This window comes from Nonomuraea sp. CA-141351 (assembly GCF_050944675.1).
Lineage (GTDB): Bacteria > Actinomycetota > Actinomycetes > Streptosporangiales > Streptosporangiaceae > Nonomuraea.
Map to the genome: position 1 here is coordinate 11557759 of NZ_CP191982.1, position 14788 is coordinate 11572546.

The window sequence follows — 14788 nt, forward strand, 5'->3', positions numbered from 1 at the left end:
GGAGGAGAAGGAGCACCCCGTGTCCATCCGTCACCTGATTACCGCCGTGCACGTCTGGGTCCAGCCGGATCCCGTCAGTTCCTACGCCCTGACCACCGGACGTCTCTGGTCCGTCGTGGCCGCGCTGCTGGGGCTGGCCGGCGTGGTCATCGGCGGGCTCGCGCTGGCCCGCTCCGCGGGTCGTATCGGCACCGGCACCGGAAGACGTGGGGCCAACGTAGCCCTGGTAATGGGGCTGGCCGGCGCGGTCATCGGCGGGCTGGTCGTGGCCGCCGCCGATGGTGGTCCCGGCACCGGCTACGGAATAGTCGGGGGCTACGTGGCCCTGGTGGTGGGGCTGGTCGGCATCATCCTCGGCGGGCTCGCTCTGACCCGCTCCCGCCGCACCGGCTGACCGGCGCGAATACGAGCGCGTGTTCGGCTCTGTCAGAAGACCACCCACCAAGTTCCAGTGCGCCATACGTGCCCGCCCCGACCTCAGATGCTCGGGTGACTGGCCCTCAGCCGCAGACTGGGGCCGCGTTCGGCCAGCGCGCGTGCCTCGACGCGTAGCTGAGGCACCAGCAGGAAGCGCGGGACGACCTGAGCGGTGCCCACCCGCGCCGAGCACTCGCCCAGGAGATCACCGACGACTCTCTGATGAGCGAGTTGTGATCGCGCGTCGCAGGCCATATGCGGCGGCGCCGACGCCCAGTACCGCGACTCCGGTGATCACTGAGGAAAGCGGCAGGGCGAAGGCGAGGACCAGGCAGCCGACCAGGCCGGCGGCGGGTATCAGCCGTACCGGGCGGCCCTCACGGGGTGTGAGGGTCCAGGCGCCGGCGTTGGCGATGGCGTAGTAGACCAGCACGCCGAAGGAGGAGAAGCCGATCGCGCCGCGCAGATCCGCCGTACCGGCCAGGATCGCCACGATCGCGCCGATGACCAGCTCGGCGCGGTGGGGGACCTTGAAGCGAGGGTGGACGGCGGCCAGCACGTGCGGCAGGTGCCGGTCGCGGGCCATGGCCAGCGTGGTGCGGGAGACGCCCAAGATCAGCGCCAGCAGCGAGCCGGCCGCGGCCACCGCGGCGCCCGCGCCGACCAGCGGCGCCAGGGCGGGCAGCCCGGCGGCGCGCACGGCCTCGGCCAGCGGGGCGCTCGTCCGGCCCAGGCCGGTGCTGCCCAGCACGGTCAGCACCGCCACCGCGACTCCCGCGTACACCACCAGGGTCAAGCCGAGCGCGAGCAGGATGGCCCTCGGGATGATCCGGGCTGGGTCACGGACCTCCTCGCCCAGCGTGGCGACGCGTGCATATCCCGCGAAGGCGAAGAACAGCAGACCTGCCGCCTGCAGTGTCCCGGTGACAGTGGCATCGGAGGTCACATCCAGCCGTGCGGCGTCCGCGGCGCCGGAGGTGAGGCAGACGATCGCAACCGCGGCCAGCACGGCCACCACCACGGCGACGATCGTCCTGGTCAGCCAGACCGTCTTGTGCATCCCGGTGTAGTTGACCGCGGTGAGCGCCACTACCGCGGTCACCGCGACAGCGTGTGCGTGCTCGGGCCAGAGGTAGGAGCCGACAGTCAGGGCCATCGCAGCGCACGAGGCTGTCTTGCCGACAACGAATCCCCATCCGGCCAGGTAGCCCCAGAAATCCCCCAGGCGCTCGCGCCCATACACGTAGGTGCCGCCGGAGGCGGGATAGCGGGCGGCCAGACGGGCTGAGGAGGTGGCGTTGCAGTAGGCGACCACTGCGGCCAGTGCCAGCCCGAGCAGCAGCCCCGAGCCGGCCGCGCGGGCCGCCGGCGCGAAAGCAGCGAAGACTCCGGCACCGATCATCGAGCCGAGTCCGATGACGACGGCGTCGGCCAGGCCCAGGCGGCGCTCCAGCTGCCCCTGACCGGTGGGCGTGGGTGTGCCTGCCACGGCGACCTCCTGTTGGAACGGATCCCGATATCGGGTTTCGATACTGCTTGGTCATGGTCAGGGATCGCCCGGGAGGCCCGACAGCGCAGCCGCCTCACGACCACTGTGATCAGACGAACGCTCAGTTGGGGCCGAGGCGGCCGAGGTTCGCAGGACTCACTGTTCAGGCGCCGGTCATCATCAGTTCGGCGAGCGAGACCTGAACGCGTCGGTCGATCTCGTCACGGATCGGCCGGACGTGCTGGACGTCCTTGCCGGCCGGGTCGGGCAGATCCCAGTCCACGTACCGCCTCCGCCATGGCCTGCACCACGGCGGGGTTGATCGTGGCGGCGGGCACGGAGCCAGCGGAGCGGACAGCGATCCGGCCGCGGGCGTGGTGGTGGAGCAGCGCGGCGGCCATCTGAGAGCGGCCGGCTCACCATGGCTGCGGCATGCGGGGCCGTCGCGTAGAGGCGTTGCTCAGGGTGTGGGCGCGGGCCGACCGGCGGGCTGATACAGCTCGATGAGGTTGCCGGCGGGGTCGGCAAGCAGGATCTGGCGTCCACCGGGGCCGGTGACCACGTCAGTGCGGAACGACAGGCCTGCGTCGCGCAGGCGGGCGATCTCGGTGTCCAGGTCGTCGACGACCAGGTGGATGCGGTTGCGGCCCGCGCGGGTGGCCTGGTCGGGGGTTGCGCGGGCACCGGAGCTGGCGGGTCCGGACAGCAACAGCCGCAACGGCCCGCGTACCACGTCGGCGAAAGCGGGCGCAGCGCTGAAGTTCAGGGTGAAGCCGAGGTGAGTGGTGTAGAAGTCGATGGCCGCTTGCACGTCGTCGACGATGTAGCGGACGCTGGCGACCTGATCGGCTGCTGTCATGACTGGACCTCCCGGTGTGGGGCGGGGAAAAGGATGGGTTGCAGATATCGGATGCGGGTGTCGATCTCCGCGGCGGTACGGTCGAAGGCGGGGTAGCTGTCCCGGGCCGCGTTGTCGCCGCTGGTGGCGGCCGGGTCGGGGATGCTCCAGTGCAGGCGTTGCGGATGGTCGTCGAAGTCGGGGCAGGCCTCGCGGACCTTGTCGCACAGGCTGATGACGTAGTCGAAGCTGCGGCTGGTCATCGTGTCCAGATGCCGCGGACGCTGGTCGGCGATGTCGATGCCGTACCGCCGGCGCAGCACACGCACGGCGTCGGGATGCAGACGCGCTTTGGGGTGACTGCCGGCGCTGGTCACCTCGGCGCGGTTGCCGACGCGGTGGCGTAGCAGGGCCTCGGCGATGGGTGAACGGGCACTGTTACCGGTGCACATGAAGAGCACAGAGGGCGCCGCCGACGTTTCCGCCGCGTTCGTTTCGGCCGCTTTCGCCGGCTCGGCGCGGAGCAGACCCAGCGCGGGATGCAGCGCGGCACCGGCGACGGCCAGTGCGTGCGCACATTGCTCCAGGTCCAGGTGGTAGTAGCTGTCGCGGCCGTCGAAGCTGCTCCGGCGGGCCTTGACCAGCCCGGCCGAGCGCAACAGCCGCAGATGGTAGGAGACCAGATTCTGCGGCTCGCCGACCAGGGTGACGAGTTCCCGCACACGTAGATCGCTGCGCGCCAGTTCGCTCAGCAGCCGCCAGCGCACCTCATGAGCGGCCAACCGAGCGAACGGCGGCGGACCGGCTTGACCGGACAGCATCATGCTCCACACAATACATCAAATTGTTTTGATGTAATCGACGTGCGCTGGTCGGCATGATGGTCGACGCGCTGGGCCGGCCGTGGATCTTCCTCGTCAACGTGCCGGTGAGCATCCTGGTCATGGCAGTCGGGCTGCGGGCCCTCCGTGGGGTGATGATCGTGGCACCCTTGCTCTCCCAAAGGCGAGAACGCCGGTACTACGGAAGTCGCCGTTACGACGTAGGAGTACGACCCGAAGACCGGCTTCCCGCTGAAGATCACGATGCAGGGGCCAACAAGAACGGCACCGCCCTGACGTACGAGGGTCCGGCCATCGCCGACCTGGTCTCCAAGACCAGCCCGAACGGCAACGGCAACCAATGGACGGACAACTGCCAGCCGACCCCGCGGGTCGGCTGGTGTGGACCAGTCGCATGCCACAGACGATCAGGAGTAGTCGTCTTCGTCGTACTGCTCCAGGTGGAGTAGGGCGCGGATCTTTCCCACCGCCGGTTTCCCGTCGTGGCGGGCGGCGTTCAGCACCTCCTGGATGAGCGCGTCGCGGGCACGGGCACGCGCGCCCAGGAGCCAGTGCCGTTGCGCCTTGAGCGATTCGGCCTTGAGCTGCCCCATCGGCCCGCGCAGCGCCCCGGGCCAGGCGGTGTCGGTCAAATATCGGATCTGCGTCCTGTTCGCGGTGGCGACCTGCGCTGCTCGGCGGCGTAGCACCGCGACAGGCTGGCCGCCGTTGATCGCCTGCTCGAGTCGCTCGAGCGCGATGTTGTACGGCCGCACGATGCCCAGATAACGCCGGGCCGCCTGATCGACGGTAAGCGGCACTGGGCTCGGCGTCGCCGGCGAAGGAGCTACGGACTCCACCCGCGGCTCGGGGCTCGGGGCCATGGGCGAAGGGGGCGCGAGCGCGACCGACGGTGCTACGTCGACGGGGTCGCTCGAGCACCCGGCGACCATGGTGGCGACCACCAGTGTTCCTGCAAGGATGCGCACAAGTCCGCAATTGATCCACTCAGCCGTCGGCATGTCAAGATGCTGAGCCGCCCGCCGTGAACCGTCCAGGCATCCCCGCCGGGCGCCTCGCTCACCGTGCGACGCACCTTCTCCAATCGCAAGGAAACCCTCACCATCACCTTGCCGGCTGTGACGCCCGCTGGCGACGGGTCGTTCTGCTTTCACGGACACGCCCCCTCAGGGCAGCCAGTACACCTGCACCATCCAATGGGCTGGAGACGCCGCGTCCCTTCCGGCACGAGCCCCACGAGGTCGCGGTCCAAGGCGGGCTCGGGTAACCGCGCCGCGATTTGGGACAGCTGGCGCCGGTGTCGGTGAGCACCATGGTGATCAACCAAGTGTCACGAGCCCCAACCACGCGCACGTGATCGCGACCCTGCTACGGACCCTGGTGGCCATCGCGTTCATCATCGGGTCGCGTTGCTGATGGGGTTCCGCCCGTCGGCGAGCTTCCCGCATTGGCTCGGCGCGTCCGCATCATCATGCTGACGGCACTGGCGCATTCGCGCCGACCGACAAAATGGGGCCGGGTGCGCGGCAATTCGCGGAGTACCAGCCGTTCACCCCGATCATCGAAACCCTGCGCGGATTTCTGACCGGCACGCCGTCGGCGGGCACGGCCATCACGGCGATCGTCTGGTGTGCCGGGCTCACGTTGATCGGCTACCTGTGGGCGCGCGCGACGTTCACGAAGCGAGCGTGATCTCGGCCAGCTCACGCCAATCCCGCCGCTGTCCGTCGCGGGTCGCCTCGGCGAGCACGGTTTCGCCAAGGTGATTCCGCGTCTCCGCGGCGATCCTGGAAACGTCCGGCTGCGAACGATCCGGCGTACCGCGTACGCCGTCGCTCGCCGCGAGCAATCGCACGGCCTGCTCGTACTGGCCCTGGCGCAGCGCGAGATCCGCGATCCCGATCAACACCTCGGCGATCAGCGGCGGATACGTCGTCCCCACAGCCGCGCCGAGCGCCTCGCGCCGATGCGCGCGGGCCTTCTCGAGATCCTCGGTGAGATAGCCGTACAGGTCCATGGTCTTGGCGCGGGCCAGGTCGCTCAGTTCCTCGTCGCCCATCATCGCCCGCACCGTGGCCAGGTGCTCGTATGCCTGGTCCGGCTCGCCGCGCCAGCGGGCCAGCTGGGCCTTCGAAAGCGCCAGCTCGGCAAGCGTGTCCGGCCAGGAGATCCCGTCCGCGCACCGCTGCGCTTCGGCCATGGCGGAGGTGCTGGATCGCTCATCGCCGAGCAACCAGTACAGCTGAGCCTGCCGCGTCCGCAGGCCGACCGCGTCCTCGGTCGAGCCCAACTCGGTCAGCGCCGCGGCCGCCTCGTCGTAGTGCTCACACGCGCGTGCGAGCTCGCCGCGCATGGCAAGCCGATCGGCCAGGAAGGTCAGCGCCAACGAGATCCCCATCCGGTCACCCAGCGTGCGGAACTCGGCAAGGGCGATCTCGGCGTCGATGTCCACGCCCGTCTCGTCGCCACCGAGCGTGAGCCGGAATCGGCCACGAGTGAGCCTGGCCTGCGCGCGCACCCATGGATGCTCGTCGGCGATGAGCGGCTCGAACACGGACAGGAAATCCGTCGGTTCCTGCAGCAGCCGCTCCCACAGCTCGACGAACCCGAGCATGACGTGGCGATGCCCGGTGCGCTGGGTGAGCCGGTGCGCCTCGTGGATCCATTCCTGCGCCTGATACTGATCACGGCCGGGCCCGGAGGTCATGAACACTGTCACGATGGCGTACGCGATCGCCCGCACCTCATCGGGCACCTCACCCTGCAGCGAGGCCGCCGCGATGCTCAACTCGGTGCCCTCGGCCCTGTGCCCGCTGAGGAAGTAGTACCAGCCCACGGCTGCGACCAGCCGCATCGCCTCCTGGGCCCATCCCTCGGCGATCGCCCCGCGCAGGGCCGTACTGATGTTGTCGTGCTCGGCCTTGAGCGTGGCCAGCCACTCCAGCTGCTCGGCCCGACGCAGTTGCGGCTCGGCCGTCTCGGCCAGCTCGGTGAAGTAGGCAAGGTGCGCCCGGCGCGCCGACTCGGTCTCCCCGGCTTCGGCGAGCCGGTGCGCCGCGTATTCCCTGATGGTGTTGAGCATCCGGTAGCGCGGCGTGCCCTCGCCGTCTGCGAGCAGCAGCGACTTCTCGATCAACGCGGTCAGCAGGTCGAGCACCTGTTCGCCGGCGAACGCCTCGTCGCCGCACACCCGTTCGGCCGCTTCCAGGCTTACCCCGCCGGAGAACACCGAGAGCCGCCGCAGCACGCCACGTTCGGCCTCGGACAAGAGATCCCAGCTCCAGTCCACCACCGCGCGCAGCGTCTTGTGCCGGGAAAGTGCCGTACGGCTGCCGCCGGTCAGCAGATGGAATCGGTTGTCGAGCCGGTGTGCCAGCTGATCGATGGACATGGTGCGCAGGCGTGCCGCGGCCAGTTCGATCGCCAGCGGCACCCCGTCGAGCGCCCGGCAGATCCGCGCCATGGCCGACAAGGTGTGCGCGTCGGATCCGATGTCCTTGCGTACCAAATCCGCGCGGTCCCGCAGCAGCCGCACCGCGGACGAGGAGGCGACCTCGGCGGGGTCCGCTCCCTCCGCGGGCAGCGCGAGTGGCTCGACCTGCCACAGCACCTCGCCGGTGATACCGAGCGGCTCCCTGCTCGTGGCCAGAATCCGCAGCCTCCGGCACTCCCCCAGAAGCCGATCCGCGAAGGCCGCGGCGTCCTCGATCACGTGCTCGCAGTTGTCCAGGATCAGCAAGATCGCGCGCTCCCGGAGCGCGGCGATGAGCCGATCCATCGGTTCCCCGCCGCGCGCATCACCGAGCAATGCCTGGTCACGAAGGCCGATCGCGGTAAGGACGGCCTGCGCCAGATCACCGCCTGCCCGCACCGAGGCCAGTTCGACCAGCCACGCCCCATCCGGCAGCTCGGTGAGCACCGTCCGCGCGGTCTCCGTTGCCAGCCTTGTCTTGCCGGAGCCACCCGCTCCCGTCAAGGTGACCAGCCGATGCCCGATGGCCAACACGGCGACCGCGGAGATGTCCTCGTCCTTGCCGACGAAACTCGTCAGCTCGGCGCGCAGGTTCGTCCGGCGGTTCTCCGCCCGCTCGCCCAGCTCGCCACGTAGCAACGCGGTGTGCAGCGCGGAGAGCTCGGCCGATGGATCGGTGCCCAACTCCTCAGCGAGCCGCTCACGCGTCCGCTGGTACACGATCAACGCTTCATTCCCGCGCCCCGCCTCGGCGAGCGCTCGCATCAAGGCCGCCACGAACCCCTCCCGCAGCGGGTACGTGGTAACCAGCTCGGTCAGCTCGGAGACCAACTCGGAGCCACGGCCGAGGCGAATGTCCGCATCCACCCGATCCCCGAGCGCGGCGACGTAGAGTTCGTCCAGACGCGCGACCGCGGCGTCGAACGCATCGCTGTCTTGCAGCGCGATGTCCGCCATGGCAGTGCCGCGCCACAATGCCAAGGCCGAGCGCAGCAGATCCGCCCGCGCCGCAGGCTCGGCGGCACGGGCCTGACCGACCAGGTGCTCGAACCTGCACACGTCCACGGCATCAGGAGCCACGGCCAGCCGGTACCCGCCGGAATCCGCCTCGATCACACCGTCCGGCAACACCCTGCGTAGCCTGGACACCAACGCCTGCAAGGCATTCACTTCGTCCGCGGGCGGCCGTTGCCCCCAGATCCAGTCCACCAGCCTCGCACGCGTGACGATCCGGCCAGGTTCGAGGGCGAGTGCAGCCAGCAGGGCGCGCAGCCGAATCCCAGGAACCTCCATCACGGCCCCATCGCCGTTCCGGACCTCGAACGGACCAAGCAATTCGACTCGCACATCAGCAATTTAGCCGAACCGTGGCGACGACCGACCAGGGCCTGCGCCGAAGTCCGGTCAGAGCCATTCGTTGATCAGGACGATGAGAACCACGGCTTCGTAGCGCACCGCAAGCGTAGGCCACAGCGCGATGGCGTTCGAGCCGGTTGATGCCGCACGGCCAGCTTTCGGCCTTGGCTTCCAGGTCCCGGCTCACGCTCTTGGCTGCGCCGTCCAGCCGGATGAACGTGTCGCGCCTGGCCGTCGACCCTGGCTTTCGAGCGCTCGCTGGAGCGGAGCCCGGCGGTCGTCAACTCCACGACGACATTTGTCCAAGACTGATAGTCGGCAGCCCATGCATCATTCCCTGCATGAGTGAGTACGACGTTGAGCAGTCGCATGGGATACACGTGGTCCACGACGGCCCGCGGCAGGCGCCACCGCTGTTGCTCATCCACGGATCGGGGGCCTCGGGCGCCTTCTGGGGGCCGGTGGTCCCGGCACTGGCCGGCCACCATCACGTCATCCGGGTCGACCTCCCGGGCTGCGGCCAGTCCCCGCCCGCGCCGTCATACGACGTGCCCTTGCAGGCGGCCCGGGTGGCGGAGGTACTCGACGACCTCGGCCTTCGTCGCATCGCCGTGGCCGGGCATTCCAGCGGCGGCTACGTCGCCACCGCGCTTGCCGAACAGCGCCCCGACCTGGTGGGGTCACTCGCGCTGATCAGCTCCGGCCCGAGTCTCGATGCGTTCCTTCCGCAGCCGTTCATCCTCCGGGTCCTGCTGGCCCCGCCTCTCGGCCCGCTCCTGTGGCCGAGGCGTTCGGACGCGATGATCCGCAGTGGGATCAGGGCGACGGCCGCTCGCCCGGTGGACGTCTCGGACGACTTGGTCGCCGACTTACGGCGCATCACGTACCGCACGACCAGGGCGGTGCTGCGCGGGAACGCCGCCTACATCACCGAGCGGAGCGTGCCCGATCGCCTCGCCGCCCTCGAGCTCCCGGTGCTGGCGATCTTCGGCACTGCCGACCCCCGATGGGAGCCGTCGTCGGCGCACCAGTACGACCGGGTGCCGAACGCGCGGATCGAGCTGCTGCCCGGCGTCGGGCACCTACCCCTGCTCGAAGCGCCCGAGGCGACCGGCGAACTGCTGCTGGACTTCACGGCACAGGCCGCTGACACCCCGTGATCCCTGAGACCTAGACTGGTCATGTGCTGTCGACCGGGACACCACTCGACTGGGCGTGGGTGGACGTCGCAGTCCCGCGCCCGCCAGGTCGGCTGCCGGGGGTGAGCATGGCCGGGTTCCGCCCACGCGTTCCCATACTCGTGGACATCGCCATGGTCGCGCACCCGTCCGTCACCCTGCTCATCGACCTGAGCGAGGGAGAAGGCATCGTCTACGACGCCCAGGGCCGGCACGAGCGCGGCAGCGTCGTCGTCGGGCTCCTCCCCGGCGACCTTCGGGCAGCCGGCTATGGGGTCGCCGAGTGCCTCCAGATCCGGCTGGAGCCGGTCGTGGCGGCTGCGGTGCTCGGCGCATCGGCCGAGCTCAGCGGGACGGTGGCATCCCTCGAGGACGTCTGGGGCCGCGATGCCGGGCGGGCCGAGGACAGGCTGCGCGCCGCCGCGTCGTGGGACGAACGGTTCACGATCGCGGCGGAGCTCCTCGGCCGGCGGCTGGACGCCCGCCCACCGGTCGATCCGGAGGTCGCCTACACCTGGCGGCGGACGCTCACCAGCCGGGGGCGGGTGCGGGTCGAAGGCCTGGCGGACGAGGTCGGCTGGAGCCGCAAGCGCCTGTGGTCCCGCTTCCGGTCCCAGCTCGGCATCACACCCAAACGCGCCGCCCGGCTGGTGCGGTTCGACCACGCCGCCCACCTTCTCGCGGCGGGTCACGCCGCCGCCGGCGTTGCCACCGAGAGCGGCTACGTCGACCAGTCCCACCTCCACCGCGAGGTCAAGGCGTTCGCCGGGCTCACGCCCACGGCCGTGGCCGTCGCGCCGTGGCTCGCGATTGACGACGTTGCGTGGCCGGATTCTGCGCCGGCCCGGAGCCCTGTGACGGGTGGCGAACGCATCCCCGACCTTCGTTGAACAACCTGCCTGCGACGATCCGGCTCCCACGCACTGCGCAGTTGAGCACTGGATGGTGCCCAAAGATCGCTATACGTGCCCGGCCAGGCCCTCGGACAGCAAGGTGAAGGCGTGTTCGGCGTCGGCGACCGCCTCCGGATAGCGCTCGTCAGCGGACTGGCCGCCGATCAGCGCCTGGGCGTTGTCCATCGACAACAGCCAGTGCGTGGCCACCACATGGGTGGCCGCCAGGCGCGCGGTCAGGGCGGGGACGCCGGCGGAGTCCTGGAGCGCCTCGGCGAGTGCCTGTTGCGAACCCTCCTGAAAGCGGATCGCCCTCGTTCTTAGCGCCGGAGTCTCCCGGACCATGCGGGTGAGCGCGAGGATCTCTGGGACGTCGTTGAGGCCGGTGATCGGGTCGCGGTCGCGCAGGCCGTCCAGGAAGTGGTCACGGAGGGCGGCCAGCGGCCCGACGTCCGGCCGGCGGGCGCGCACCACGCGGGCCGCCTCGGTCTCGTGGTCGGCGAAGCGGTGGACGACGAGGTCCTCCTTGGCGGGGAAGTAGGCGAACAGGGTCCGCTTCGACACTTCGGCGGCCTCAGCCACCTCCGCCACGGACACCTGGTCGAACCCGCGCTCAAGGAAGAGCGCGATGGCGGCTTCCGAGATGGCGGCATGGGTCCGTGCCCGTTTGCGTTCACGCAGCCCTGTCATGCCTCCACGCTATCAAAACCCTGCACTCGTACGTTTCTTGCGCTTGGTATATATTTGCACCGGGTTGAGTATTGGGAGGAACGATGACCGAAGTGATCGTGGCGGGCGCCGGACCCACCGGGCTGACGATGGCCTGCGAGCTGGCTCTGGCTGGAGTGGACGTCCTGGTCGTGGAGCGCCTGCCGTACCGGATCGAGCAGACCAAGGGCGGCACGATCCAGCCGCGCACACAGGAACTGCTCGAACTGCGCGGCCTGCTGGAGCCGATGCAGGCCAGGGCGCTTTCACGCGAGCCGATGGGCGGGCACTTCGCGATGCTGCCCGTACCGCTCGACTGCACGGCGTGGGACACCGCGCACCCGTACCCGCTCGCGATACCGCAGTGGGAGATCGAGGAGGTGCTGGAGGAGCGTGCCACGGCATTGGGGGTCAAGGTGCTGCGCGAGACCGCGGTGACGGCGGTGGAGCAGTCGGACGACGGCGTGATCGTGACGGCCGGCGACCGGCGGATCGAGGCCCGCTACCTGGTGGCCTGCGACGGCGCGCACAGTACGGTCAGGAAGCTGCTCAACGTGCCGTTTCCCGGCAGGCCGGGGACGTTTACGGCGGTGCTGGCCGACGTGCGGCTGTCGTCGGTGTCCGACCTCGTACCGAAGGCTCCCGGGCACATCAGCACGCTCACGCGCGAGGCCGACGACCGCTGGGTGATGCTGGTGCCGCTGGGCGGCGGCCGCTACCGGTTCACCGGCGAGGCGGCGGGCGAGGAGGAGCCGGCCAAGGACAGGCCGGTCACCTTCGAGGAGATCTCCGAGCTGCTGCGCATCGTGTACGGCGAGCAGACCGTGCTGGCCGCCGTGGACAACGCCTCACGGTTCGGCGACGCCACCCGGCAGATCGACAGCTACCGGGTGGGCAACGTGTTCTTCGCCGGCGACGCCGCGCACATCCACCCACCCTTCGGTGGCCAAGGCCTGAACCTGGGCGTGCAGGACGCCTTCAACCTGGGCTGGAAGATGGCCGCGGTGCTACGGGGCCGGGCCTCGACGGACCTCATGGACACCTACCACGCCGAGCGGCACCCGGCCGGGGCCTGGGTCCTGCACATCACCCGGGCGCAGCGAGTCTTCGCCAACCTCCGGCCCAGCGCGGACGTCATGGAGTTGCGCAAGGTCTTCACCGACCTGATGAGCCTGCCCGAGGCCAACAGACACCTGGCGGGCCTGATGTCGGGGCTGTCGCACTCCTACGACCTGCCCGGCGACCACCCGCTGGTCGGTCACCGAGTCGCCGGTCTCGATCCGTCGCTGTTCCTGGCCGGCAGGCCCGTCCTGCTCGACCTGGCCGGGATCCTCCCGCACGACCTCGGCGCCACGCGCGCCCAGCCGGTGGACGGCCTGCCCCACGCGATTCTGGTCCGGCCCGACGGCTACGTGGCCTGGGCGGCGGACACGGATCCCGACCTGGACGCCCTCCTCGGCAATCCGTGCCGGCCCCTCATGGCGTAGGCCTGCGGGGAGACGGGCCCCGTACACGCAACCACCCCCGATTTTCGGGCTCGAACGGGCTCCTCCCCGCGCAAGCGGGATGGACCCGAAGTTCCCGGCACCTGCTACGCCGTCGCCGACAGGCAGGGCTGTCACGTCTCCGGCCATTTCGGCTATGAACATGCGGCAAGGGAAACAGTGCGGCTTCGCTCCAGTCCCCCGGCTGCCAGGGCGCACCCCCACCGTCGAATCATTCAACCAATCAGTTCACTCCTCAGCGCTGAACTGTCACGGAGGAGGACAGGGTGCCTTCAGAGGTTGGAAGAACCGCCGATATGTCTCAACCGCAACAACGCATGGCCACCCTCGTCGACAGAGCCGGCTACCGCGGTGACGAACCGATCGTGGTCGGGATGCAGCAGCGTGGCAAGCCACCCGTCCTTCTAGCCCAGGGGCTCACACTCGGTGGCGAGCCGCTGGACGCTACGACGGTCGCTTACGCGGCCTCACTATCGAAGCAGATGACCGCTGCCTGCGCTGCGCAGCTCGCCCAGCGTGGTGATCTGGACATGGAATCTGCCCTATCACGCTGGCTGCCCCAGCTACCTGCATGGGCCGACACCATTCGGCTCCGGCACCTCGTCCATCACACAGCAGGCCTCCCGGCCGGCTCCAGGATCGATGCCTTCATGGCCGGCGATGCCGACCGAACCAGCCAGGCCGTCATCCAGGCGCTCGCTCAGTTCCCGGCCTTGGATCGCCAGCCGGGCGCTGAGCACGTCTACTCCAACGCCGGATACGTCTGCCTTGCCGCCGCCGTGGAACAAGCAGCCGGCCAGCCGCTGCCCGACTATGCCCAACGCCGGCTCTTCGCCCCGCTGGCGATGGCCAACACCTGCTACTGGCCAGGGCCCGATCCCACACCTGCCGGCGCCGCGCCGCTTACCCACCCTCATCCCGCCCCGCTGTCCCTGGGCGACGGAGGCGTGTGGACCACCGCCGGCGACCTCCTGCAATGGAGCCAGGCACTCAACGCCGACGAACTCGGCATCTCGACACTCATGCAGACTCCGGGATGCCTTGATGACGGAACACCCATCGACTATGCCTGGGGCATCGGCGTCCGATCACACGCCGGCCATCGCGTCTATCGCCACGGAGGAGGTTGGCCCGGTCTGCGTGCCCTACTGGCCCGCATACCCGATCTGGACCTGAGCGTGGTCCTCATCGCAATCGCCGACCACACCGAACGCCGAGTGGACCTCCTCGACAGCCTCCTCGACGAGGTGACAAACCCCACCTCGCAAGCTCTACACATCACCGGCCAATGCGATGGAGTCACACCATGAACCAGGAAACGCAGCACACGGTGAGTGTGGGCAGAAGGAGAATGGTGCCGGAGGCCGTCGAGCAAGCGCGCTTCAGGCCGCGGCCCAACCGGCCGACTATCACAGACCCAGTGACCGCTCACGGCTCGGATGCCCTTAAGAGGGGACATCGGGTCTCGGCCGTTGCCAGGCTTGGAGCGTCCCCTGGATGACCCTCGGGAAGAACGTGTCGATCTCTGTCTGCTGGTCGGCGGTGAACAGTCGGCGCGGTAAGGCAAGGACGCGCCCTTCGCCGGTGTGCAGCAACCAGAATTCGGGTGTCGCCTTCAGACCGGTGACATGCGACCATCCCACCGTCGTTGCGCGGTCCCCGGTCACCATCTCGACATCGTCATCGGTCAGGTGCACGGAATCCGGCAGCAGCAGCCTCGCGGCGTCCCGTTTCAGGCTGCGCCTCACGAACAGCACGAGCGCCATCTCCGCGGCGATGGTGAGCACCGTGATAGCGATGCTGGCCGGGTGCTGGTCGACCACCACGTTCAGCGCGATGACAGGAAGCGCCAGGAACCCGATCAGAAAGGCAATCGCCATACGGCGACGGCCGGCAAGCGTCCGTAGCACGGGAAACACCTCGTCGGGTAAGAGCCCGTAATCTGTCCTCAGGTCCACGCCCGCATCATGACCGCCGCGGAATCTGGAGTAAAGACGGATGATCCGGGCCACTCTCAAGGTGGCTCCCACTTGGGACCCTGCCAGCTCGTACAAGTCGCCTTAACTATCGGTTTGCTCACGGGCACTTAA

General features: G+C 69.2%; 14 protein-coding genes and 1 pseudogene. 7 read left to right on the plus strand and 8 right to left on the minus strand.

All coding sequences use genetic code 11. The features are described 5' to 3' along the window. Nucleotides 1-19: 19 nt before the first annotated feature. Complete coding sequence (locus ACQPWU_RS54415; RefSeq protein ID WP_433434962.1) at nucleotides 20-394, plus strand: DUF6223 family protein; 375 nt, start codon at nucleotides 20-22, stop codon at nucleotides 392-394. Nucleotides 395-622: 228 nt separating this feature from the next. Here the strand turns inward: ACQPWU_RS54415 and ACQPWU_RS54420 are convergent, their stop codons facing one another. The 4 genes and pseudogenes from ACQPWU_RS54420 to ACQPWU_RS54435 form a co-directional block, all read right to left on the minus strand. Continuing rightward, nucleotides 623-1906 carry an APC family permease gene (locus ACQPWU_RS54420; RefSeq protein ID WP_433434963.1) on the minus strand — a complete coding sequence of 428 codons (1284 nt, stop codon included), beginning with the start codon at nucleotides 1904-1906 and terminating at the stop codon, nucleotides 623-625. 163 nt (nucleotides 1907-2069) lie between these two features. Next, nucleotides 2070-2307, minus strand: a pseudogene (locus tag ACQPWU_RS54425) (hypothetical protein). Between the two features lie 59 nt (nucleotides 2308-2366). Continuing rightward, on the minus strand, nucleotides 2367-2765 hold the full coding sequence (locus ACQPWU_RS54430; RefSeq protein WP_433434964.1) for a VOC family protein: 399 nt from the start codon (nucleotides 2763-2765) through the stop codon (nucleotides 2367-2369). Continuing rightward, nucleotides 2762-3568 carry an ArsR family transcriptional regulator gene (locus ACQPWU_RS54435; RefSeq protein WP_433434965.1) on the minus strand — a complete coding sequence of 269 codons (807 nt, stop codon included), beginning with the start codon at nucleotides 3566-3568 and terminating at the stop codon, nucleotides 2762-2764. Before ACQPWU_RS54435 ends, ACQPWU_RS54430 begins: the two co-directional genes overlap by 4 nt. Nucleotides 3569-3621: 53 nt before the next feature. Here ACQPWU_RS54435 and ACQPWU_RS54440 point away from each other — a divergent pair, with 53 nt between their 5' ends. Continuing rightward, nucleotides 3622-4035, plus strand: coding sequence for a hypothetical protein (locus ACQPWU_RS54440; RefSeq protein WP_433434966.1), 414 nt, complete (start codon nucleotides 3622-3624; stop codon nucleotides 4033-4035). Here the strand turns inward: ACQPWU_RS54440 and ACQPWU_RS54445 are convergent. After that, nucleotides 3994-4587 (minus strand): hypothetical protein, encoded by a 594-nt coding sequence (locus ACQPWU_RS54445; RefSeq protein WP_433434967.1) that lies wholly within the window; start codon nucleotides 4585-4587, stop codon nucleotides 3994-3996. The two genes, ACQPWU_RS54440 and ACQPWU_RS54445, sit on opposite strands and share 42 nt — an antisense overlap. A 508-nt stretch (nucleotides 4588-5095) precedes the next feature. Between ACQPWU_RS54445 and ACQPWU_RS54450 the strand changes: the two genes are divergently transcribed. Then, nucleotides 5096-5278: a hypothetical protein gene (locus ACQPWU_RS54450; protein ID WP_433434968.1), complete on the plus strand. Its 183-nt coding sequence runs from the start codon at nucleotides 5096-5098 to the stop codon at nucleotides 5276-5278. On the opposite strand, the gene ACQPWU_RS54455 is transcribed toward ACQPWU_RS54450, so the two are convergent. Beyond that, nucleotides 5262-8351, minus strand: a complete 3090-nt coding sequence (locus ACQPWU_RS54455; RefSeq protein ID WP_433434969.1) for a BTAD domain-containing putative transcriptional regulator — start codon at nucleotides 8349-8351, stop codon at nucleotides 5262-5264. The genes ACQPWU_RS54450 and ACQPWU_RS54455 overlap by 17 nt on opposite strands. 404 nt (nucleotides 8352-8755) lie before the next feature. Here ACQPWU_RS54455 and ACQPWU_RS54460 point away from each other — a divergent pair, with 404 nt between their 5' ends. After that, entirely contained in the window at nucleotides 8756-9574 is an 819-nt protein-coding gene (locus ACQPWU_RS54460) for an alpha/beta fold hydrolase (RefSeq protein ID WP_433434970.1), read from the plus strand. A 23-nt stretch (nucleotides 9575-9597) separates the two neighbouring features. After that, nucleotides 9598-10482: a helix-turn-helix domain-containing protein gene (locus tag ACQPWU_RS54465; RefSeq protein WP_433434971.1), complete on the plus strand. Its 885-nt coding sequence runs from the start codon at nucleotides 9598-9600 to the stop codon at nucleotides 10480-10482. A 69-nt stretch (nucleotides 10483-10551) separates the two neighbouring features. Here ACQPWU_RS54465 and ACQPWU_RS54470 read toward each other — a convergent pair whose 3' ends face one another. Next, nucleotides 10552-11175 carry a TetR family transcriptional regulator gene (locus ACQPWU_RS54470; RefSeq protein WP_433434972.1) on the minus strand — a complete coding sequence of 208 codons (624 nt, stop codon included), beginning with the start codon at nucleotides 11173-11175 and terminating at the stop codon, nucleotides 10552-10554. A gap of 83 nt (nucleotides 11176-11258) precedes the next feature. On the opposite strand from ACQPWU_RS54470, the gene ACQPWU_RS54475 reads away from it, so the two are divergent. Both ACQPWU_RS54475 and ACQPWU_RS54480 read left to right on the plus strand, forming a co-directional pair. Further along, on the plus strand, nucleotides 11259-12680 hold the full coding sequence (locus ACQPWU_RS54475; RefSeq protein WP_433434973.1) for an FAD-dependent oxidoreductase: 1422 nt from the start codon (nucleotides 11259-11261) through the stop codon (nucleotides 12678-12680). A 284-nt stretch (nucleotides 12681-12964) separates the two neighbouring features. Beyond that, on the plus strand, nucleotides 12965-14008 hold the full coding sequence (locus ACQPWU_RS54480) for a serine hydrolase domain-containing protein (RefSeq protein ID WP_433434974.1): 1044 nt from the start codon (nucleotides 12965-12967) through the stop codon (nucleotides 14006-14008). A gap of 135 nt (nucleotides 14009-14143) precedes the next feature. Here the strand turns inward: ACQPWU_RS54480 and ACQPWU_RS54485 are convergent, their stop codons facing one another. Continuing rightward, entirely contained in the window at nucleotides 14144-14710 is a 567-nt protein-coding gene (locus ACQPWU_RS54485; RefSeq protein WP_433434975.1) for a YcxB family protein, read from the minus strand. Nucleotides 14711-14788: the final 78 nt, after the last annotated feature.